Source organism: Fictibacillus sp. 26RED30, from assembly GCF_015903845.1.
GTDB classification, from domain to species: domain Bacteria; phylum Bacillota; class Bacilli; order Bacillales; family Fictibacillaceae; genus Fictibacillus; species Fictibacillus phosphorivorans.
In genome coordinates, this window is record NZ_JACZDV010000001.1 from 1,970,885 (window position 1) to 1,992,137 (window position 21,253).

The 21,253-nt window shown below is 39.0% G+C and carries 22 protein-coding genes; 6 read left to right on the forward strand and 16 right to left on the reverse strand.

What is annotated here, in order from left to right; genetic code table 11:
• Positions 1-167: 167 nt before the first annotated feature.
• The 4 genes from lpdA to pdhA form a co-directional block, all read right to left on the reverse strand.
• Positions 168-1,580 (reverse strand): dihydrolipoyl dehydrogenase, encoded by a 1,413-nt coding sequence (gene lpdA / locus IHV11_RS10050; RefSeq protein WP_197194513.1) that lies wholly within the window; start codon positions 1,578-1,580, stop codon positions 168-170.
• Positions 1,581-1,584: 4 nt separating this feature from the next.
• On the reverse strand, positions 1,585-2,916 hold the full coding sequence (locus IHV11_RS10055) for a dihydrolipoamide acetyltransferase family protein (RefSeq protein WP_197191220.1): 1,332 nt from the start codon (positions 2,914-2,916) through the stop codon (positions 1,585-1,587).
• 106 nt (positions 2,917-3,022) lie between these two features.
• Entirely contained in the window at positions 3,023-4,000 is a 978-nt protein-coding gene (locus IHV11_RS10060; RefSeq protein ID WP_144701024.1) for an alpha-ketoacid dehydrogenase subunit beta, read from the reverse strand.
• Position 4,001: 1 nt separating this feature from the next.
• On the reverse strand, positions 4,002-5,084 hold the full coding sequence (pdhA, locus tag IHV11_RS10065; RefSeq protein WP_197127603.1) for a pyruvate dehydrogenase (acetyl-transferring) E1 component subunit alpha: 1,083 nt from the start codon (positions 5,082-5,084) through the stop codon (positions 4,002-4,004).
• Positions 5,085-5,625: 541 nt separating this feature from the next.
• Here pdhA and def point away from each other — a divergent pair.
• Positions 5,626-6,177, forward strand: a complete 552-nt coding sequence (gene def / locus IHV11_RS10070) for a peptide deformylase (protein WP_197191221.1) — start codon at positions 5,626-5,628, stop codon at positions 6,175-6,177.
• A 95-nt stretch (positions 6,178-6,272) separates the two neighbouring features.
• Here def and IHV11_RS10075 read toward each other — a convergent pair whose 3' ends face one another.
• Positions 6,273-7,706, reverse strand: a complete 1,434-nt coding sequence (locus IHV11_RS10075) for a carbon starvation CstA family protein (protein WP_197191222.1) — start codon at positions 7,704-7,706, stop codon at positions 6,273-6,275.
• A 77-nt stretch (positions 7,707-7,783) separates the two neighbouring features.
• Entirely contained in the window at positions 7,784-8,695 is a 912-nt protein-coding gene (locus IHV11_RS10080; protein WP_197194514.1) for a DMT family transporter, read from the reverse strand.
• A gap of 381 nt (positions 8,696-9,076) precedes the next feature.
• On the opposite strand from IHV11_RS10080, the gene IHV11_RS10085 reads away from it, so the two are divergent.
• Together IHV11_RS10085 and rnjA are read left to right on the forward strand one after the other, a co-directional pair.
• Complete coding sequence (locus IHV11_RS10085) at positions 9,077-9,286, forward strand: DNA-dependent RNA polymerase subunit epsilon (RefSeq protein WP_197194515.1); 210 nt, start codon at positions 9,077-9,079, stop codon at positions 9,284-9,286.
• 3 nt (positions 9,287-9,289) lie between these two features.
• Complete coding sequence (gene rnjA / locus IHV11_RS10090; protein ID WP_197191224.1) at positions 9,290-10,960, forward strand: ribonuclease J1; 1,671 nt, start codon at positions 9,290-9,292, stop codon at positions 10,958-10,960.
• 43 nt (positions 10,961-11,003) lie between these two features.
• Here the strand turns inward: rnjA and IHV11_RS10095 are convergent, their stop codons facing one another.
• Positions 11,004-11,669 carry a potassium channel family protein gene (locus IHV11_RS10095; RefSeq protein WP_197127597.1) on the reverse strand — a complete coding sequence of 222 codons (666 nt, stop codon included), beginning with the start codon at positions 11,667-11,669 and terminating at the stop codon, positions 11,004-11,006.
• Positions 11,670-11,845: 176 nt separating this feature from the next.
• Positions 11,846-12,388, reverse strand: coding sequence for a peroxiredoxin (locus tag IHV11_RS10100; RefSeq protein ID WP_066393264.1), 543 nt, complete (start codon positions 12,386-12,388; stop codon positions 11,846-11,848).
• Positions 12,389-12,641: 253 nt separating this feature from the next.
• Between IHV11_RS10100 and IHV11_RS10105 the strand changes: the two genes are divergently transcribed.
• Positions 12,642-12,845 carry a ChaB family protein gene (locus IHV11_RS10105; RefSeq protein WP_197191225.1) on the forward strand — a complete coding sequence of 68 codons (204 nt, stop codon included), beginning with the start codon at positions 12,642-12,644 and terminating at the stop codon, positions 12,843-12,845.
• A gap of 8 nt (positions 12,846-12,853) precedes the next feature.
• Here IHV11_RS10105 and IHV11_RS10110 read toward each other — a convergent pair whose 3' ends face one another.
• The 5 genes from IHV11_RS10110 to IHV11_RS10130 all read right to left on the reverse strand — a co-directional run bounded on the left by IHV11_RS10110 (position 12,854) and on the right by IHV11_RS10130 (position 17,613).
• Positions 12,854-14,173, reverse strand: coding sequence for a hemolysin family protein (locus IHV11_RS10110; protein ID WP_197194516.1), 1,320 nt, complete (start codon positions 14,171-14,173; stop codon positions 12,854-12,856).
• Positions 14,174-14,289: 116 nt separating this feature from the next.
• Entirely contained in the window at positions 14,290-14,535 is a 246-nt protein-coding gene (locus IHV11_RS10115) for a YkuS family protein (RefSeq protein ID WP_137789798.1), read from the reverse strand.
• A gap of 272 nt (positions 14,536-14,807) precedes the next feature.
• Complete coding sequence (locus IHV11_RS10120) at positions 14,808-15,932, reverse strand: N-acetyldiaminopimelate deacetylase (RefSeq protein ID WP_197194517.1); 1,125 nt, start codon at positions 15,930-15,932, stop codon at positions 14,808-14,810.
• Between the two features lie 25 nt (positions 15,933-15,957).
• Positions 15,958-16,674 carry a 2,3,4,5-tetrahydropyridine-2,6-dicarboxylate N-acetyltransferase gene (dapD, locus tag IHV11_RS10125; RefSeq protein ID WP_197127592.1) on the reverse strand — a complete coding sequence of 239 codons (717 nt, stop codon included), beginning with the start codon at positions 16,672-16,674 and terminating at the stop codon, positions 15,958-15,960.
• Between the two features lie 69 nt (positions 16,675-16,743).
• Complete coding sequence (locus IHV11_RS10130) at positions 16,744-17,613, reverse strand: LysR family transcriptional regulator (RefSeq protein ID WP_197194976.1); 870 nt, start codon at positions 17,611-17,613, stop codon at positions 16,744-16,746.
• A 125-nt stretch (positions 17,614-17,738) separates the two neighbouring features.
• Between IHV11_RS10130 and IHV11_RS10135 the strand changes: the two genes are divergently transcribed.
• Entirely contained in the window at positions 17,739-18,470 is a 732-nt protein-coding gene (locus tag IHV11_RS10135; protein WP_197194518.1) for a sulfite exporter TauE/SafE family protein, read from the forward strand.
• A gap of 6 nt (positions 18,471-18,476) precedes the next feature.
• On the forward strand, positions 18,477-18,842 hold the full coding sequence (locus IHV11_RS10140) for a VOC family protein (protein ID WP_197194519.1): 366 nt from the start codon (positions 18,477-18,479) through the stop codon (positions 18,840-18,842).
• Here the strand turns inward: IHV11_RS10140 and IHV11_RS10145 are convergent.
• The 3 genes from IHV11_RS10145 to IHV11_RS10155 all read right to left on the reverse strand — a co-directional run bounded on the left by IHV11_RS10145 (position 18,834) and on the right by IHV11_RS10155 (position 21,133).
• On the reverse strand, positions 18,834-19,724 hold the full coding sequence (locus tag IHV11_RS10145; protein WP_197127589.1) for a cation diffusion facilitator family transporter: 891 nt from the start codon (positions 19,722-19,724) through the stop codon (positions 18,834-18,836). The two genes, IHV11_RS10140 and IHV11_RS10145, sit on opposite strands and share 9 nt — an antisense overlap.
• A 91-nt stretch (positions 19,725-19,815) precedes the next feature.
• Positions 19,816-20,562, reverse strand: a complete 747-nt coding sequence (locus tag IHV11_RS10150) for an SDR family NAD(P)-dependent oxidoreductase (protein ID WP_197194520.1) — start codon at positions 20,560-20,562, stop codon at positions 19,816-19,818.
• Positions 20,563-20,683: 121 nt separating this feature from the next.
• Positions 20,684-21,133 carry a CotD family spore coat protein gene (locus IHV11_RS10155; RefSeq protein ID WP_231618128.1) on the reverse strand — a complete coding sequence of 150 codons (450 nt, stop codon included), beginning with the start codon at positions 21,131-21,133 and terminating at the stop codon, positions 20,684-20,686.
• Between the last annotated feature and the right edge of the window lie 120 nt (positions 21,134-21,253).

The following is a 21,253-nucleotide window of genomic DNA, read 5'->3' on the forward strand; positions in this document are numbered from 1 at the left end:
GAATTATTTTGATAGGGCTTAATCAAATTAGAAAAAACCACTGTCTACATTCATCTGTTTAGACAAGTGCTTCTAAATAAAGATTATGATGCGTTTACTTATATATGATTGAACAGAAAAAAACCCCTTGTGAGCTGTAAAAACAGTCACAAGGGGTTTTCACTTATTTATTTTACAATGTGTACAGGAAGTCCAATCGCAACTTCAGCTGCTTCCATAGAAATTTCTCCGAAAGTCGGATGAGCGTGAATAGTCATAGCGATGTCTTCAGCAGTCATACCTGCTTCGATTGCTAATCCTAATTCTGCGATCATATCAGATGCATTTCCACCAGCAATTTGAGCTCCTAGTACAAGTCCATCTTCTTTACGAGTGATTAGTTTCATGAAACCATCTGTCTCGTTCATAGATAGAGCACGACCATTTGCTGCAAACGGGAATTTAGAAGCTTTCACTTCGTATCCTGCTTCTTTTGCTGATTTTTCATCATAACCAACAGAAGCTAGTTCTGGGTCTGTGAATACTACAGCCGGAATCGCTAAGTAATCAATTTCTGCCGCATGTCCTGAAATCACTTCTGCTGCTACTTTACCTTCATAAGAAGCCTTATGAGCAAGAGCTGGACCTTCTACGACATCACCGATTGCATAGATGCCGTTAACACTTGTTTGAGCTTTCTTATTGATTTTGATAAGACCGCGTTTAGTCATTTCAACACCAACTTGCTCAAGACCTAGTTCTTCAGTGTTTGGACGACGTCCAACAGTAACAAGAACATAGTCAGCTTCAAATGTCTTAGATTCACCTTTGATCTCAGCAGTTACAGTAACTCCGTCTTTTGTTTCTTCAACGCCTTTTGCCATTGCTTCAGTAAATACTTCCACATTGCCTTTTTTCTTTAAGCGTTTAGAAACGACTTGACTCATTTGCTTTTCGAAACCTGGAAGGATTTGTTTTCCACCTTCAAGGATTGTTACTTCAGTACCGAAGTTGGCATAAGCTGTTCCAAGCTCCATACCGATATAACCACCACCGATAACTACCATCTTCTTAGGAATTTCTTTAAGAGCAAGAGCTCCTGTAGAAGAGATAATACGGTCACTCCATTTGAAACCTGGGATTTCAATAGGACGTGAACCCGTAGCGATGATCGCATTTTTAAACGTATAGGTTTGAGAGTTCTTCTCATCCATAATACGTACAGTGTTTTCATTTACGAAATAAGCTTCACCACGAATGATTTCAACTTTATTTCCTTTTAAAAGTCCTTCAACCCCGCCAGTAAGCTTCTTAACGATGCCTGCTTTCCAGTCTTGAACTTTGCTGAAATCTACTGTTACGTTATCAACAGTAATCCCCATATCTTCAGAGTGATTAGCATGTTCTACACGGTGACCTGCATTAATTAAAGCTTTTGATGGAATACAACCAACGTTCAAACAAACGCCGCCCATTTCTGCCTTTTCCGCAATAGCCACTTTTTGTCCTAACTGTGCTGCACGGATTGCTGCAACATATCCCCCAGGACCTGAACCTATGACAAGTGTGTCTAACTCAATTGGAAAATCTCCTACTACCATCGAATTACGCCTCCATTACTAATAGTTGTGGATCGTTCAATAAACGCTTAATGTGATTCAATGCATTTTGAGCTGTTGCACCATCGATCAGACGGTGGTCAAAGCTAAGAGATAAAGCTAAAACAGGAGCTACTACTACTTCTCCGTCTTTAACAACTGCTTTTTCAGCAATACGGCCGATACCTAAGATCGCTACTTCTGGGTGGTTGATTACTGGAGTGAACCATTGACCGCCTGCAGAACCGATATTTGTAATCGTACAAGATCCGCCCTTCATCTCTTCACCAGAAAGCTTACCATCACGTGCTTTAGTAGCTAGTTCATTGATTTCAGAAGAGATTTTGAAGATGGATTTACGATCAGCATCTTTAACAACTGGTACCATTAGTCCGTTATCTGTATCTGCCGCAATACCGATGTTGTAATAGTGCTTGTATACGATTTCTTCGTTCGCATCGTCGATAGATGCATTAAGCACAGGGTATTCACGCAATGCAGAAGTTAATGCTTTTACCACGTATGGAAGATAAGTAAGCTTGATGCCTTTATCTGCAGCAACTTGCTTAAATTTCTTACGGTGTGCAACAAGATCAGTAACGTCCACTTCATCCATTAGTGTAACATGCGGAGCTGTATGTTTGGAGTTAACCATCGCTTTTGAGATCGCTTTTCTAATACCTTTGATCTTTTCACGAGTTTCCATTTCTCCAGCAGGAATTGCTTTAGGCGCTTCTTTCTTCGCTTCAGCTTTTGGAGCTGCTTCGGTTTCAGTAGCTTGTGGTGCTGCTTCAGCTGCTCCGCCGCCGCTTACGAATTTGTCGATGTCTTCTTTAAGTACACGTCCGTTATCTCCAGAACCTTGTACTTTACGAATATCAACTTCTTTTTCACGCGCATATTTACGAACAGAAGGCATTGCGATTACACGCTTAGATTCGTCTGCTGGTTCTTCTTTAGCTGTATCTTCAGTTTTATCTGTTTTAGCTTCTGATTTGTCAGCTTCTTTAGCTTGATCAGCAGTTACGTTCTTTTCTTCTTCAGCTTTAGGTTGTTCTGGAGCTTCCTCGCCACCACCATGAGCATCAGCAGGAATTTCACCTTCTGCTTCAATTGTTACTAGAACATCACCAACAACAGATACTGTTCCTTCGTCTACTTTTAGTTCAAGAATTTTACCGTCTACAGGTGATGGAATTTCAACTACAGCTTTATCGTTTTGTACTTCAAGCAGGATATCGTCTTCTTTAACTTCATCCCCTGCTTTTACAAACCACTTTACGATCTCTCCTTCGTGAATTCCTTCTCCAATATCGGGAAGCTTAAATTCAAATGCCACGATTAACGCCTCCTAGTTAATAACAATCTTTTTTCGTCACTGATGTGAAAGAGCTGAAAGAAACAGTCTAGTACAGACGTCTCTTTCAGCTAACCTTCATTTTTTTTTAGAAATTGTAGACTTTCTTTGCTTTGTCTACAATATCACGATGATCTGGAATCCAAACATCTTCTGCAGAAGCATATGGGAACACTGTGTCTGGTGCAGTAACACGCAGTACAGGTGCTTCTAAGTGAAGGATTGCACGGTCGTTAATTTCAGCTACAACGAACGCTCCAATACCAGCTTGTTTTTGTGCTTCTTGTACAACAATCGCTCGACCTGTTTTTTCAACAGACGCCATGATCGTTTCGATATCAAGCGGGCTGATTGTACGAAGGTCGATCACTTCAGCAGAGATGCCTTCTTTTTCTAATTCTTCAGCAGCTTTTAGTGATGCGTGAACCATAGCACCGTAAGTAATGATAGAAACATCCTTACCTTCACGTTTCACATCTGCTTTTCCAAGTTCGATCGTGTATTCTTCCTCAGGCACTTCGCCACGGAAAGAACGGTATAGTTTCATATGCTCTAGATAAACTACTGGGTCATTATCACGAATTGCAGAGATTAATAGACCTTTTGCGTCATAAGGAGTTGAAGGTATAACAACTTTGATACCAGGAGTTTGGTACATTAAACCTTCAAGGCTGTCTGCATGAAGCTCAGGTGTTTTAACGCCTCCACCAAATGGTGAACGGATCGTTACTGGAGAAGTGTAAACCCCGCCTGAACGGTATCTCATACGACCCATTTGTGCAGCAACTGAATCAAATACTTCAAATACGAAACCGAAGAACTGAATCTCCATTACTGGACGGAAACCTGTAAGCCCTAGACCTATTGCAAGTCCCCCAATTCCAGACTCAGCTAGCGGAGTATCAAAAACGCGATCTTCTCCAAATTCTTTTTGAAGTCCTTCAGTAGCACGGAATACTCCACCGTTTTGGCCTACGTCTTCACCGAAAACAAGAACTTGTTCATTGCTTTTTAATTCATTGCGCATAGCGTCTGTAATTGCTTGAATCATAGTCATTTGAGCCATATTATTTCGACTCCTTTGCTGTGTATTCTTCTAACTGCTCACGAAGGTTGAACGGAAGGTCTTCAAACATGAAGCCGATAAGGTCAGTGACCTTTTGCTTAGGCGCTCCGTCTGCTTTCTTGATCGCAGCTTTAATATCTTCTTTTGCTTCTTCTACAACTTTGTTTTCTTGCTCTTCAGACCAAAGGTTCTTCTTTTCCAAGAACTTACGGAAACGAACAAGTGGATCTTTCTTTTCCCATTCGTTATCAAGATCTTTTGTACGGTAACGAGTAGGATCATCTCCTGCCATCGTATGTGGTCCGTAACGATAAGTAAGAGTTTCAATTAATGTAGGACCTTCACCAGAAATGGCACGTTCACGAGCTTGTTGAGTCGCTGCATAAACTGCAAGAACATCCATTCCATCAACTTGAATTCCTTCAATACCAGCTGCAACTGCTTTTTGAGCGATCGTTTTTGCTGCAGATTGCTTTTCAACTGGAACAGAGATTGCAAAACGGTTGTTTTGAACAACGAAGATCGTGTTAGCACGGTATGCTCCTGCAAAGTTTAAACCTTCGTAGAAGTCACCTTGTGATGCTCCACCGTCACCAGTGTAAGTGATACATACGTTCTTTTTACCTTGTTTCTTAAGTCCAAAACCAACACCAGCCGCTTGAATGATTTGAGCACCGATGATGATTTGAGGCATCAACACGTTTACACCTTCAGGAATCTGTCCACCTTGGAAGTGTCCGCGAGACCATAAGAATGCTTGTGTTAATGGGAAGCCGTGGAAAACCATTTGAGGGATATCACGGTATCCTGGAAGAATCCAGTCTTCTTTATCTAAAGCATAGTGAGTTCCAAGCATGGAAGCTTCTTGTCCTGCTACTGGAGCATAGAATCCAAGACGCCCTTGTCTGTTTAGAGAGATAGCACGCTGATCCCAAATTCGTGTGTAAACCATGCGGCGCATTAGTTCTTGCAGATCTTCATCAGACAAATTCGGCATTGCCGATTCGTTAACAACTTCTCCATCTTCAGAAAGAATCTGGAACGTTTCAAATTGATCTTGAACTGCATCAATTGTTTTCGTCATGAAAAGTCACCTCTTCCTTTCTTTTACCCTGTCAATTTTCCCTGATCTTAAAAACATGCACATATTTAATAGGTTGCCCAAAGTGAAACATTTTTAAGACAGGTTTATATTTTTAAAAGGCTTTTAGGTATGCCTTTGTATACCCACTGAAGTTTTCCCTTGTATCAAAGAGCTAAACCATCTTGCGGCATCCTAACTGTATTACTAATTTACATATCTAGAGTAACACAACAATCCTTTTCACGTAAATTAGTTTACACCACTGCTCATACACAGTCAATCTATAGGTTACATATAGTTGCCACATCTTTTTGACTTCGTTCATATGACGTTTACAACTCTCATCCCAGTAACTGTTTCATTATAATTCTTCTGCTGTATCAGTCATTGTATACTTATATAGATACGCTTACAGACGAAGGGCAAAATAGAAGATGAAGCAAAATATTTTATTCCCGTTCTTTTTTATTAAAAATCCTCTATGTTATGATAAGGGGAAACTAAATTAACTTAAAAGTATATCGGCACGGAGGTTTTGCTTGTGTTAACAATGAAAGATGTTATAAGAGAAGGTCACCCAACACTTAGAGAAAAAGCGGTCGAAGTACCTTTTCCTTTTTCAGATGAAGATATTAAAACAGCTAATCAGCTCCTGGAATTTGTAAAGAACAGCCAAGATCCAGAACTTGCGGCAAAATACAACTTAAGACCCGGTATAGGGATTGCTGCACCTCAAATCGGAATCTCAAAACGAATTTTTGCTTTTCATGTATCAGATGAAAACGGAAATCTATACAGTTATGCACTGTTGAATCCGAAAATTATTAGTCATTCGGTTCAAATGACTTATTTAGATGGAGGAGAAGGATGCTTGTCTGTAGACAGAGATGTGCCTGGACTTGTACCTCGATATGCCAAGGTTACTGTAAAAGGGTTCACACCTGACGGCTCAGAAGTTAGCTTGAAGTTAAAAGGGCTTCCTGGCATTTGCTTTCAACATGAACTTGACCATTTAGACGGTATCATGTTCTATGATCGAATCAATGAAAAACAACCATTTGAACCTCCTGCAAATTCTGTTGTTATCAGATAACGATTAACTAAAAAAACTCACTAAGTCGAAAGAGCGACATAGTGAGTTTTTTGTTTTTACGCATAACTTGCTACCGGAATTAGTTACAACTTTCATTAAGCTACATCACGATCATCATCAACGAGCATTACATCTTCATCGCTTGTTTTACTTCGAATGAATAAGATTGATACAAATACAGTCGTTATTGTAGCAATCGTGTAGGATATCCCATTCGACAGCCCAAGACCTATTGGAGCATTACAAATGTAAGTAACAGTCACCATCGTCATAAAAATTGCAGGAAGCGTAGCGATCCAATGATTTTTTTTCGATCTTTTCAAATACATAGCTCCTACCCAAAGAGCTAGCATTGCCGTTGATTGGTTCGCCCAAGAAAAATAACGCCATAATAATGTAAAATCAATCTTAGTTAAAAGAAAAGAAATAACAAACATTGGTATAGCAATCCAAAGCCTCGAAGATAATTTCTTTTGACCAATGTTAAAGTAATCAGCTAGTATCATTCTAGCACTTCGGAAAGAGGTATCTCCCGAAGTAATCGGTAAAATGATGACACCGATTACCGCAAGCGTCCCTCCGATTGCTCCTAGCATCGTTACTGACACTTCACTGACAACTGCAGCTGGTCCACCTTCTGCAATAATTCCAGATAACGATTTTCCATCAAATAAACTCATTGCAGCCGCTGCCCAGATCATCGCGATTACAGCTTCTGCAATCATCATGCCATAAAAGATTTTTCTACCTTCTTTTTCATTTTTAGTCGTGCGAGAAATGATAGGAGATTGGGTAGCATGAAATCCTGAAAGTGCTCCGCAAGAAATCGTCAAGAATAAGAGTGGAAATATAGGAACATTATCTGGATGCATATTTTCAAATGAGAGTTCAGGGATCGGTGCCCCTGTAACTACTAGACCCCCACCTATACCAATAGCACTTATAACAAGCAATGCACCAAAGATTGGATAGACACGACCTATTATCTTATCGATCGGTAAGAGTGTAGCTAGAATATAATAAACAAAGATCAAACCAATGATGAGACTTATGCTTAACCAGTCTCCAGTAAGATCATGAATCAATGCTGCTGGAGCACTAACAAAAACAGTCCCTACTAACAACAAGAGTAAAAGAGTAAAGCCATTTACAACATGTCTCATCGCATTCCCTAAAAATTTACCAGCTAGTTGTGGTAAATGTGCCCCTCTATTACGAATGGATATCATGCCAGTCAAATAATCGTGAACAGCTCCAGCAAATATGGCACCAAGTACAATCCAGAGAAATGCAACCGGACCGTATAGCGCCCCCATAATGGGACCAAAAATAGGACCCACTCCGGCAATGTTCAATAACTGGATCAGAGAATTCGTTTTTGTACCCATCGGGACATAATCAATACCATCTTCTTGCGCATATGCAGGAGTCTTTCTTTTCTGTTTTACTCCAAACACTTTTTCAACGTACTTTCCATACGTAAAATAACCAACGACCAATAACACGATTGAAACTAAGAATGTAATCAACCAGATTCCTCCTCACGTTGTATACGCTTACATTCTACACGAAATAAAAAAAACACTCAATTTTCAATTGAATGCTTTTAGGCTGTTCTGTCATGTTGAAGTTGTAAAGGTTTCTTTTTCTTTCCCCTCTTGCCTGTTAAATAGACTCCGGTAAAAATAAGCAGCAAGCCCCAAAATGCACTGAGATGAATTTTTTCATCTAATAATACGCTTCCCCATATAACCGCTGAAACTGGGACTAGATAGGTAACAAGAGTAGCAAACTCTGCCGAACCTGCAGATATCATATAATAATAAAGCAAGTATGCAATACCTGAACCAAAGACTCCAAGACCGACGATAGATAATAAAGAATAGTAATTTAAGGAGTCTTCAGGTAAATGCCATCCATCCGTGAATAACATCATCATGGCACTTAAAAGCATACCTGCAAAAAGTGTAGAAGAGGCCGTGATCCAAACCGTCGTTTCTTGTAGATGTTTTTTTGCGTACTGTGAACTGTATCCATAACAACACGTAGCTATTAACATTAAAACAATCCCTAAACCGAGCTGACTCTTTGTCAATCCAGGAGCATCAACATCCATTAGCAATAGAATACCAACAAAACCGATTATTACACCAATCCATTGTTTCCATCGCAATGTAATGGAAAAAAAGAATACGCCCATTATTGACGTCCAAATCGGTGTAGTAGCATTTAATATAGCGGTGTACCCGCTATCTAGGAAGGTTTCGCTCCAAGCAATAAGCCCCCAAGGAAGACCAGCGTTCAAGAAACCTACGAAAAGTAACTTCTTCAAGGGAAGTGCTTTCCAGTTCACTGTCTGCCTGCTTATCATGAACAACGGAACGATCGTCATTATTCCTAACAAACAGCGAATAAATACAATTTGCCAAGGATCGAATACACCGAGCAGGACTTTTATAAATAAGAAAGACATTCCCCATATTAAACTTAAAACAAAAAGCGCTGAATATAGCTTCATTTGTTCACCCCCGTTCATATAAACACCGCAAATAAAGAATTGTAACAATTTCCCTCTAGCAATATCGATTCAAATACACATACTAGTAATAAAAATTGGCATGGAGGGCAATAAATGAAGATGAGAACACGCTTATTAAAAAGACTTAGGAAATGGGTAAGACAACAAAATAATAACGGGAAATTAATTCTTAACTAGGTTAAGTTTCTCTCTTAACTAAAGTAATTATAAAGGATAATACCTATAGCTTAACAGTTATTATTTTTATATTTTTGTGGTTTTCCAATGAAGCATTATGAAAAAACATGAAAAACATGTCACTTTCCTTTATAATAGGACGAAGAAACTCAAAAACTACAGACCGGTAAGGAGACATGAAATATGATTTATAAAGTATTTTTTCAAACTAGCTTAACAGAGGTTCCTGTTCGTGAACACACTCAATCAGTATATGTAGAAGCGGAAACGATCAACGACGTACGTAAAAAACTAGCTGACCGCAAATACAACATTGAATACATACAAGAAATTAACGGTAAATTTCTTGAGTATGAAAAAGACACGAATTCATTGGAATTGGAGAATGTATAATTTATGAAATTTGTAAAAAATCATCAAGCCGCTGTTTTCGCACTTGGCGGTCTAGGAGAAATCGGTAAAAATACGTATGCCGTTCAGTTTCAAGATGAGATCATCCTTATTGATGCAGGAATTAAATTTCCAGAAGATGAACTCCTAGGAATTGATTACGTAATACCAGATTACACGTATCTTGTTAAGAACGAAGAAAAGATCAAAGGGCTATTTATCACACATGGACACGAAGATCATATTGGCGGTATTCCTTATCTTTTAAGACAAGTGAACATCCCTATCTATGGTGGTAAACTCGCGCTTGCTCTGATCAAGAACAAACTAGAAGAACACGGTTTGCTTCGTCGTGCACAATTACATGAAATCACTGAGGACGATGTGATTAAATTCCGTAAAACATCTGTAAGTTTCTTCAGAACGACTCACAGTATTCCAGATTCATATGGATTGGTAGTGAAAACACCACCTGGTAACATCGTTCATACAGGTGACTTTAAGTTTGATTTCACGCCTGTTGGTGAACCTGCTAACTTAACAAAAATGGCTGAGATCGGAAAAGAAGGTGTACTCTGCTTACTTTCTGATTCAACAAACAGTGAAGTTCCTGGGTTCACTCTTTCTGAGAGACGTGTCGGAGAAAGCATACAAGACATCTTCAGAAAAATGGAAGGCCGAGTGATCTTCGCTACCTTCGCTTCGAACATTCATAGATTGCAGCAAGTCGTTGAAGCTTCTGTTGCAAACAATAGAAAAATTGCTGTGTTTGGACGTAGTATGGATTCTGCGATAACCGTTGGACAAGAGCTTGGATTTATTAAAGCTCCTAAGAATACGTTTGTTGATGCAAATCAGATTAATCGTTTGCCTGATAATCAAGTTACGATTCTATGTACAGGAAGCCAAGGTGAACCAATGGCTGCTCTCTCAAGAATTGCTAACGGAACTCATAGACAGATACAAATCATTCCTGGAGACACGGTTGTCTTCTCATCCTCACCTATCCCAGGAAATGCTCTTAGTGTCAGTAAGACGATCAACCAGTTGTTCCGTGCAGGTGCAGAAGTGATTCATGGGTCATTAAACGATATCCATACTTCCGGTCATGGCGGACAACAAGAACAAAAGCTTATGTTACGTCTTATGAAGCCTAAATTCTTTATGCCGATTCATGGTGAATATAGAATGCTTAAGATGCACACGAAGCTTGCTTCTGATTGTGATGTTCCATCTCAGAATTCATTTGTAATGGATAATGGCGAAGTTTTAGCTCTTTCACAAAATGAGGCTATGGTTGCTGGTAAGATCCCTTCAGGTTCCGTCTATGTAGATGGAAGTGGAATTGGTGATATCGGGAACATCGTACTTCGAGACCGAAAAATTCTCTCAGAAGAAGGCCTTGTAGTTGTTGTCGTAAGCATGGACATGAAAGAGTTTAGAATAGAGGCAGGACCTGATATCATTTCACGAGGTTTTGTTTATATGCGTGAGTCTGGAGACTTGATTCACGATGCTCAAAGTCTTCTTAGCAAACATTTAGAGACGATCATGAACGAAAAAAGAACCACACAGTGGTCTGAGATCAAGAATGAAATCACAGATACTTTGGCTCCTTTCTTATATGAAAAAACAAAAAGACGTCCAATGATCCTACCTATCATCATGGAAATTTAGTTTCATAATAAAAACCGTTCCCTATTCAAGGGTAACGGTTTTTTTATTCTTCATTAGCCATTTGTTTTTCTAAGCGGTTGATGTCCTTATCTCCACCGATTACAATCAATACATCTCCTTGGTGAATGTTTTGATCAGCTTGTGGAGAAACGAAGATGTCTTTTCCCCTCTTAACAGCTACAACGTTACAGCCATACTTTGCTCGAATGTCTAACTGTATCAAAGATTTATTGTTCATCTTCTTACTTGCTACTAATTCAACGATGCTATGTTCATCGGATAGCTCTAAATAATCAAGAACGTTGTTTGATACGATTTGATGAGCAATTCTAACACCCATGTCTCGCTCAGGGTGAATAATTTTATCTGCTCCGATCTTTCTTAACACCTTTTCATGGTAATCATTTTGAGCTTTAACCGTAATCTTTTCTACACCCATCTCTTTTAAAATGAGTGTTGTAAGAATGGACGACTGAAGATTGTCACCAATCGCGACCACTACATGCTGAAAATTCCGTATCCCAAGACTTTTCAATACCCCTTCATCTGTAGAATCTGCAATTACAGCGTGCGTCACAACGTTTGAAAACTCATTCACACGATCTTCATCAATATCAATCGCAAGAACTTCCATTCCTTGATCGGCCAACGCTTTACACATACTACCGCCAAAACGACCTAGTCCGATTACAGCATATTGCTTTTTCAAAGTCCCTCACTCCAATCTTTCGCGGTATAGCCTTATTTTACCACATTATTTACAAATCAATATCTAACTAATACCTCTTATGTAAAAAATACAGAATATGTTCACGTTTTCATTATTAATTATAAAAATAACCCAAGAACAACGTCTTGGGTTATGAAATATACACGATTTGACGATTAAAGAGTCTTTTGACCAGGCTTCCAGTTTGCTGGGCAAAGTCCACCTGTTTGAAGTGCTTGAAGTACACGTAATGTTTCATCAACATCACGGCCAATGTTGTTATGGTTAACAACAGAGTACATTAATTCACCCTCTGGAGAGATGATGAATAAACCGCGAAGAGCAATACCTTCTTCTTCGATTAGAACACCATAATCACGAGCTACAGTGTGGTTTGTATCAGCTGCTAGAGAGTATTTTAACTCACCAAGACCGTTCATGTCACGTGGTGTGTTAATCCAAGCTTTGTGAGTGTGGATTGTGTCTGTAGAAACACCAATTACATCAGCATCTAAATCTTCGAACTCGTCAAAACGGTCGCTAAGTGATGTGATTTCTGTAGGACAAACGAAAGTGAAGTCCATTGGATAGAAGAAAAGAACAGTCCACTTGTCATTCTTCATGTTTTCTTCTAAGCTAACTTTTCCAAATTCTTTGTTTGGTAATACTGCATCCATTTCAAATCTAGGTGCTTGTTTTGCTACCATACGTTCTGCCATAGGTGAAAATCCCTCCAAAAAAAACTGTTTTATTTACATGGGTAATTATAGTACAGTCCTTATTTTTAGTCAATGTTAAATAATAATTAATTTAAATAAGGAAAGGTATTCCCACGACTTAATTTCTCCTTAATCATAGCAACTTAAACTATAAATGTGAAATTATCCGCTCATTTTAGATGCTTTTCATTCTCAATAAAGAGTTTACATTGAGGATTCCACGGGAACGCTTTATCGTATAGGAGGGATAAATATGCCGTATGATTCGCTTAAAGATCTACCTGAGGGAGTAAGAGATCATCTCCCCCACCACGGTCAGGAAATCTATAAAGAGGCTTTTAATTCTGCACTCCAAGAGTATAAAGAAGAAGAAACCGCACACAAGGTAGCATGGAGCGCAGTAAAACACAAATACGAAAAAACAAAAAATGGACAATGGAAAAGCAAAGACTCCTGAAACATCGTTCAGGAGTCTTTATTTGTATCGACATTCTTTTCTTCTGATATCTTTTCAATTCCGATTTTTTTAATCTGTCTGCCATCTAGCTCTAAAATCGTAAATCGATAACTTTCGTAATTAAACGAATGGTTTGATTCTAAATCAACAGACCTTGTTAGAACCCACCCACCGATTGTATCGATTTCACTGTTATCAATATCGAGTGCAAATAATTCATTGATCTGTGAGATGAGCACTTTACCATCAACTACGGTTTGATTTTGATCGAGTTGTTGAATTTCAGGTTCTTCATCGATATCAAATTCATCTCTGATCTCCCCAACGATTTCTTCTAAGATGTCTTCAACCGTAACAATTCCTGCAGTTCCTCCGTACTCGTCTACGAGCACAGCCATATGTGTCTGATCTTTTTGCATTTTGACTAATAGTTTTTGAATCGGTATAGATTCATGGACGGTAATAATGGGACGTATATAATCATTTAAGTCAAAATTTTCTTTGCTGAAATTTTCGTTAAAGAATTCTTTAATGTTTACAATCCCTACAATGTGATCTTTATCATCATGCCCAACAGGATATCTCGTGAACTTTTCTTCACGCATGATCGCCATGTTCTGTTCACAACTATTCTCTAAGAATAAACAGACCATTTCAGTTCGCGGTATCATAATCTCTTTCGCTACACGGTCATCAAATTCAAAAATTCTGTTCACATAACGGTATTCGGATTGATTGATCTCTCCACCTTGTAAACTTTCTGAAAGGATAAGACGTAACTCTTCTTCCGTATGTACGACCTCATGTTCACTAGCTGGACTTATACCGAAGACTCGTGTTAAAAGATTCGCTGAACCATTTAGTAAGAAGATAAAAGGATACATGACCTTATAAAATAGGATTATTGGTTTTGCTGTAGCCAACGAGACCATTTCAGCTTTTTGAATCGCGACTGTTTTAGGTGCTAATTCTCCTAGTACCACGTGCAAGAAGGTAATTAAGAAGAAAGCGATTGAAAATGAGAGCGTATGCGTTAGTCCTTCATTCAATCCTGCATTTTCAAACAATGGTCGTAAAAAGATCTCAACAGTCGGCTCACCCAACCAACCTAGTCCTAGTGCTGTAATGGTTATCCCTAACTGACAAGCTGACAAATAGCCGTCAAGATTTCCGATAACTTTTTGTGCAGCGATCGCTTTACTATTACCTTCGGAAGCTAAATGGTCTATTCGCGTCCTACGTACTTTAACAATGGCAAATTCAGTAACTACAAAAAATGCGGTTAAGACGATAAGTAAAATAATCATGATTACATTAAAGATTGGCATATGGACCTCCCCATCTGCTGCTATACAACATATATTTTTGTGATTGGTCAATTAATTCCCTGTTAAAACGTGCGTTAAACAGTAATAAAGGGGCAGCGTGGCTGTCCCCAGGAGTGTTATGATTGTAATCTGCTTTCAACAGCCTGACATACTTCATCAGCTGACATGCCATGAGCATTTAATACAGAACCTTGTGTTGCTGCATTTTGAATGCCCATAACGTTCTGATCCTGTCCGGAAATTACACAGCAATCACAGCCGTTCGCGTCTTGTTCTTGACGAAGTTCTACAACATCATATCCCTTTGATCGCAAAGCATCTGATACATTTGATAACGATTGTTCTACACCAATTCTAGCCATATTCCCACCTCCTTACCTTTCTTAATGTTTCCAACTCATAATGGGAATATGTAATGCAGAAATGAAGTGTTGCTGTTGAGACACGCATGTCGATATATGACGTCACGTGTCGACTCGCGGATAAATCATAAAAACTTTTGGATTGTGTATTAAAACTTTTGGATTGACGGTTAAAATTTCTGGATTGGAGGTTAACATTCGTGGATTGAGTATCATTAGGAGACTGAAACTAGAGAAAAGAGCAAAAAAAACGGCCAAACTTGGCCGCTTTTCTAATTTCTATTCCCTTTGAAGATAAAATATTGAACTAATAGATCTACCGCATGCTGAATGGCTTCTGCTTGCGGTTTTAACTTTGAATGATGAAGACCATATTGGGTATCAACCCCTAGCCAGAACATGAATCCAGGGATTTTTTCTAAAAAATATCCATAGTCTTCCCCGGTCATAGCTTCTTTACATTCAATAACATTCACAGTTTCTTGCTGTTTTGCAAATTCCATGAATTCTCTGGTTAAGACCGGTTCGTTATCCACTTGGCGATAATTCGAACCATAATCAATCACTGTTTCACATTCAAACCCGCGCGAAATACCTTCAACTAAAGCTTCGATCCTCTTTTTCACTTTTTCCATCGCTTCTGGAGATAACGTTCGAATAGTGCCTTCGAGTCTTGCTTTTTCTGCAATGATATTTTGCTTCGTTCCACCAGTGATCTTGCCGATCGTAACAACTGCAGAATCCAGTGGATCAATATTACGTGAAACGATCGATTGCATCTGTGTAACAAGATGGCTTGCAGCAACTACCATATCATTGCTTAAGTGGGGATAAGCAGCATGACCGCCTTTTCCGATCAGATCGATGAAAAGTTCGGATGTATTAGCAAATAATAATCCTTCTTTTACAGCGATCGTGCCGACCGGATATTCCGGAGCAATGTGAAGCGCTGTGATCATGTCGGGTTTTAGCTGCTTAAACAGCTCACTCTCTCGCATTGGGAGAGCTCCCCCTGGTCCTTCTTCAGCAGGCTGAAAGATAAATAACAGATGATCATCTATTGGGTTCTCCGCAAAATGTGCCACTAGCCCTAAAGCAATCGTCATATGAACATCATGACCGCAAGCATGCATCATTCCTTCGTGAAGAGAGGAAAATTCATAGCCAGTTTCTTCACTGATAGGTAGACCATCCATATCTGTTCGATAAGCTATCGTTTTAGATGGATTTCTTCCGATTACTTTTACAAATATGCCTGTTTCCCACGTATGAATTTCTAAATGGTCCTGAGGAAAAGTGGAGATGAGATCAAGGATATATCTCTGCGTTTTAAACTCTAAAAATCCTGGCTCCGGTATACGGTGCAAGTCTTTTCTTATCTCAAGCAATGATTTCATCTTCTCTCATCCCCTACACTAAAAATTAGTCGTTTAACTGACGTAGCTCTTGTCTGATTTCTGTTTTTGATTTTGTTTTTTCGTCGATCTTTTTTAATACGCGAGCTGGAGTTCCACCAACCACTGTGTATGGTTCTACGTCTTCGATCACAATGGCACCTGCAGCTACAACTGCGCCCTTACCTACCGTAACGCCTTCAAGAACAACTACGTTCGCTCCAATGACTACATCGTCTTCTACAACTACTGGTTTTGCTGAAGGTGGTTCGATTACACCTGCAAGCACAGTTCCTGCACCGATGTGGCAGTTCTTTCCTACAGTAGCTCGTCCACCAAGTACTACGTTCATGTCGATCATCGTTCCTTCACCGATTACTGCTCCGATGTTAATGGAAGCACCCATCATGATTACAGCATTGTCACCGATCTCGACTTGGTCACGAATGATGGCACCTGGTTCAATACGAGCTTTAATGTTTTTCATATCTAACAATGGAATCGCCGAATTACGACGATCATTTTCGATCACGAAGTCTTCAATGTTGCTTTCATTTGCTTTTAACGCAGCTTCAATATCTTTCCACTCGCCGAATAATACAGCCGTGTTGCCTGAAGGGAACACTTTCGTATCTTGTCCGAATTCGATATTTTCAAGATTTCCTTTTACATAAACTTTTACGGGTGTAGATTTTGTTGCGTTTTGGATAAATGAGATAATTTCGTTTGCATCCATCATTTTCATGTTTGGTAGTTCCTCCTTAAAAGTCATTCTGTATTGTATTAAACCACTAAATATAGAAAGATTCAAACGTTATTCATTGGTTAGTTTTCGAATCAAATCCATAAACACATTCACTTGTTTTAGCTCCGATCCCGTACCGTGATGAATGAGCCAAGTATCTCGTTTAATGGCATTACCCTTTTTATCTGTTAATGGAATCTTAAACATATCATCCTCTGGTCGAAGACTGATCGATGGGAGAATCGCATAACCAATTCCATTTAGCGCCATCTGCTTACACGTTTCAATCTGGTCAACAACAATCGTCTTTTGCGGTGTAGTTTTAAAATGAGTGTGCCACCAATCTTGTATTTCTTGATAATATGTTGAATGGCTCTTGAATTGAATAAATGGTTTAGTCGTATCAGAAAGCTCGTCAATGGATGCAATCGTCGTATCTACTAAGTATAAATGATCTGACAAAATATGCTCTTTACTGCCTCTCCACTCTGGATTTCCTCTTACAATGCCAAGATGGATCTTATCTTCATAAAGGTGTTTAATGATTTCAGAACTCCAACCCGTAATAAGTGATATATTTACATGAGGGTATAGATTTACATACTCCTTTAACACATGGGGCAACCAATATTGACCTATGATTGAGGCAACCGCAAGCTTTAATGTACCGTGAACATGCTCTGAAAGAGATTGAAGTTCTTCTTTTACAAGTTCTTCTTTTTGAAGAACTTCCGTTACAAAAGCAAGAATCTTTTCTCCAGAGGGCGTTAAATTCAATCCTTTTTGAGAACGAATAAAAATGATGGTTCCCCAATTATTTTCAATCGTTTGAAGTCGCTGACTAAGAGCTGGTTGAGATACATATAGCCGCTCAGATGCTTTTCTCATGTTTAATTCTTCAGCAAGAACTTTTAAAATACGAAATTCAGATAACTGCATCATTTCTCCTTCTTTTACTATGATAAGTTTTACTTATTGAAAAATATCTATTTTATGTAATTTATTTTAAGTATACCTTAACATAGGATAGATATGTAAAGGGAAAATGAAGGGATGTGAAAACAATGTATATCCTAATATTCGTTGGGTTTGTAGCGACTTTTATCGGCACTCTTTCTGGAAGTGGCGGCATGATCAATTTTCCTATCATGTTATTGTTAGGTGTTCCAGTCCACTCTGCGATTGCAGCGAATAAATTTGCCAATATGTTCAGTTCTTTTTCAAGCTTTTTTGTTCTCTTACGAAAAAATGATACAAAGCTTACCCCTTACCTCATTTCTGGTGTTATCAGTCTACTAGGAGGAATTGCAGGTGGCTTGACTGCTTCCTTAATCTCTAGAGAGAATTTAACCATCATCGCACTTTTCTTACTCACGTGTGCACTCTTCTTAACTTTTCTAAAAACAAAAAGAGAAAAAGATCCTAATGATGAGATCAAACAGCTCCCTCCGAGTAAGTATCCTTACCTTTTTGGCATCGGGGCATATGACGGCTTATTCGGTCCAGGTCAAGGTACCTTGCAGATGCAGCTTTTTATGCGAAACGGCTTTTCCTATATTCGCACCGTCTCATTTACACGATTCAATACGTTCTTAAGCTGTACAGGGGCTGTATTCACTTATTTATGGGCAGGACATTATATGTGGAGTGTAGCTATACCGCTTACGATTGGAAGTATATGCGGTGCTCAAGTTGCGGTAAAACTTGCACCTCATTTAAAAACAAAACAAGTTACAATCCTTATGAGGACTGTAACTGTTCTGCTAATTATTCAATTAATTATTCAATGGAGGTAATAAACCATGAAAATAACAGGTATCCATCATGTCCAAATATGTATTCCACGAGAAAAGGAAGATGAAGCACGAGCTTTTTATAAAGGAATCCTGCAACTTGAAGAAATTCCAAAACCAGATGCTCTTCGAAAAAATGGAGGGATATGGTTCCAATTCGGTCATCAACAACTACACATTGGAGTGGAAGATCAGGTTTACAAAGGTAAACATCACCCGGCCTTTTTAGTCGATGACCTCACAAGTTTCAAAGATCATTTGGCTCTTCATCAAGTACCGATACAACAAGAACTGCCGTTTCCTGGATTTTCACGCTTTACGATACGAGATCCCTTCGGAAATCGTATAGAATTCATTCAGCCCTCTTCACTTTAATGAATTATCTTTGTTCTTTCCGTCTTCTGGTTCAACGTGAACTTGTATACTCTCGACATTATAAGCTTCTTTAATCGTGTCTTCTATCTTTTCTGTGATCTCGTGACTTTCCACTACATTAAGGGAAGGATCAACTTTAATCGTTACATCGATAATAGCTCGGTTACCGTGTTTACGAGCTTTCAGGTCTCCCACGTTCTCTACACCTTCAACATCTAAAATCTTGTGTTCCATTTCCTTGCCTTCTTCATAATCAAAGCCATCTGAAAGGTTATGGGAGGTTTCAGTGAAAATCTCCCAACCTGTCTTGATGATGATCAGACCAACAAGAACTGCTGCTGCTGGATCTAGCCACGGTAAGCCGATCTGTGCGCCAAGAATTCCGACTGCTGCTCCAATACTGACAAATGCGTCTGAACGGTTATCAAGAGCGGCTGCTTTCAGCCCTTGGCTGTCTGTTTCTTTTGCAACCTTTATATTGTACAAATAAACGATCAACATTACAGCTGCACCGAACAGAGCGATCAAGGCCGCCGTAAGTGAAGGCTCCGTTTCCACTCCGTTAAACATCTTTTTAATAGATGAAATCAATACTTCAATACCGATGACTACCATAATAAATGAAGCAACCATCGATGCAATCGTTTCTGCACGCAAGTGTCCATAAGGATGATCCTCATCTGCTGGCTTCCTTGAAATTTTCAATCCTATTAATACTGCGATAGAAGCGATAATGTCAGTAGCATTGTTTAATCCGTCAGCAACTAATGCATCGGAATTATAAAAAATACCTGACACAAGTTTAACTATTGATAGAAAAATATATGCTCCTAGACTAAGATAAACACCGCGTTCCACTCTTTTTTGCTGATCAGATTGCATTCTCTATTCTCCTTCGTTAAATAATACCTTTTACATCATAAAGAATGGATTCCGGGTGGGTCTAGAGCAATCTTTTTCCCTATAGGAAACATTAATGTTCATAGATCATTTTTCTAGTCATCCCGCCATCGATCGTAAGATTTTCCCCGGTAATAAAATTATTGTCAGACTGCGCTAAGAATAAGCATGCCCTTGAAATATCAGCTGGCATACCCACTCTTTTTGAGAGATGCTGATCGTGATCAACTTCACGCAGCTCTTTATAATCTCCTGTATGTATCCAACCAGGACTAATAGAATTCACGGTAATAAAATCTTCAGAGAACGATGCAGCCAAGGCGTGAGTTAAAGCAACAATTCCGCCTTTAGTTGCCGCATATGCTTCGGAATGAGGCTCAGACATTACCGCACGAGTGGAAGCCATATTGATGATAGAACCTCCTCCAGACTGGGACATGTACTTAGCCGCTTCTCTAGAAAAAAGAAAAACACTTCTTAAGTTTGTGTTTAAAATATCATCCCATTCATCTACTGTTAATTCATAGGGGGATTTCCATTTCGAAAGACCAGCATTGTTGATCAAACATTGAATGTCACCTAATTTATCATGTGTTTCTGCTACTGCTTGAATGATTTCATCGGGATTCTTAACGTCACATGTTATCGCGATTGCATCCTTTTGAATCGATGTAACCTCAGACAAAGTTGATTCAAGTTCATTTTTATCAAAATCTATTAATGAAGGAATATAACCTCCTTTGGCAAAATCAATTGCGATTTGTTTACCTATCCCTTTTGCTGCTCCTGTAACGATTACAACTTTTGTATCACGACTCATCTTCATAACCTCCAGAAATTTATGTGTACTAATCTATTCATTCCCCATACCATATTAATTTCACACAAATTCATACAAAAGTAGAATAGAAAAGCTGCCGACACTGTCGACAGCTTCACTTTTACTTCTTTCTCCAAGGACCACATGGACCACATGGAGGAGGGCATGGCGGGGGACAAGGTGCCATGATGGGTTGGACCGTTCCACAAAGGTTTTGCTGCGTTGCTTGGTTTACGACGTTCGTGTTCTGAGGGAAATAATGTACATATTTATAGTTCATCTGGTTGACTTGAGTCGTTTGAGTTGGATGAACCATCGGAACATATACATCTTGCTGGTTATACTGAACTTGTTGGTTCGTAGGGCTAAACTGTGCAGGCATAACTTGTGGAGGATAATATTGAGATGGTGATACTGCTGGGTATCCACATCCACCCATCTGGGGCATCTGTTGCATAGCTCCCATAGTAGGCGCCATCTGACCCATTGCTCCCATCGTAGGTCCCATTGCACCCATATTAGGAACCATTCCCTTTTTGGCAAAAATGCCAGGGCGTTTAAATAAAGCCAAAAAAATGTTCTCCTTTCAAAAACCTTATATCCTATTTCTCTATATTTTATGTAGGACGACTTAAAAAGTTCGTCCATTTATCAATAAGTATTAAAAGGATTTTGTAGAAATTAATCGAAC

Coding starts and splice junctions, on each gene's coding strand:
- lpdA (WP_197194513.1), bottom strand. CDS start 1,580: ATGGTAGTAGGAGATTTTCCAATTGAGTTAGACACACTTGTCATAGGT.
- IHV11_RS10060 (WP_144701024.1), bottom strand. CDS start 4,000: ATGGCTCAAATGACTATGATTCAAGCAATTACAGACGCTATGCGCAAT.
- pdhA (WP_197127603.1), bottom strand. CDS start 5,084: ATGACGAAAACAATTGATGCAGTTCAAGATCAATTTGAAACGTTCCAG.
- IHV11_RS10080 (WP_197194514.1), bottom strand. CDS start 8,695: ATGAAGCTATATTCAGCGCTTTTTGTTTTAAGTTTAATATGGGGAATG.
- IHV11_RS10085 (WP_197194515.1), top strand. CDS start 9,077: ATGATTTATAAAGTATTTTTTCAAACTAGCTTAACAGAGGTTCCTGTT.
- rnjA (WP_197191224.1), top strand. CDS start 9,290: ATGAAATTTGTAAAAAATCATCAAGCCGCTGTTTTCGCACTTGGCGGT.
- IHV11_RS10100 (WP_066393264.1), bottom strand. CDS start 12,388: ATGGCAGAACGTATGGTAGCAAAACAAGCACCTAGATTTGAAATGGAT.
- IHV11_RS10105 (WP_197191225.1), top strand. CDS start 12,642: ATGCCGTATGATTCGCTTAAAGATCTACCTGAGGGAGTAAGAGATCAT.
- IHV11_RS10110 (WP_197194516.1), bottom strand. CDS start 14,173: ATGCCAATCTTTAATGTAATCATGATTATTTTACTTATCGTCTTAACC.
- IHV11_RS10115 (WP_137789798.1), bottom strand. CDS start 14,535: ATGGCTAGAATTGGTGTAGAACAATCGTTATCAAATGTATCAGATGCT.
- IHV11_RS10120 (WP_197194517.1), bottom strand. CDS start 15,932: ATGAAATCATTGCTTGAGATAAGAAAAGACTTGCACCGTATACCGGAG.
- dapD (WP_197127592.1), bottom strand. CDS start 16,674: ATGAAAATGATGGATGCAAACGAAATTATCTCATTTATCCAAAACGCA.
- IHV11_RS10130 (WP_197194976.1), bottom strand. CDS start 17,613: ATGCAGTTATCTGAATTTCGTATTTTAAAAGTTCTTGCTGAAGAATTA.
- IHV11_RS10135 (WP_197194518.1), top strand. CDS start 17,739: ATGTATATCCTAATATTCGTTGGGTTTGTAGCGACTTTTATCGGCACT.
- IHV11_RS10140 (WP_197194519.1), top strand. CDS start 18,477: ATGAAAATAACAGGTATCCATCATGTCCAAATATGTATTCCACGAGAA.
- IHV11_RS10145 (WP_197127589.1), bottom strand. CDS start 19,724: ATGCAATCTGATCAGCAAAAAAGAGTGGAACGCGGTGTTTATCTTAGT.
- IHV11_RS10150 (WP_197194520.1), bottom strand. CDS start 20,562: ATGAGTCGTGATACAAAAGTTGTAATCGTTACAGGAGCAGCAAAAGGG.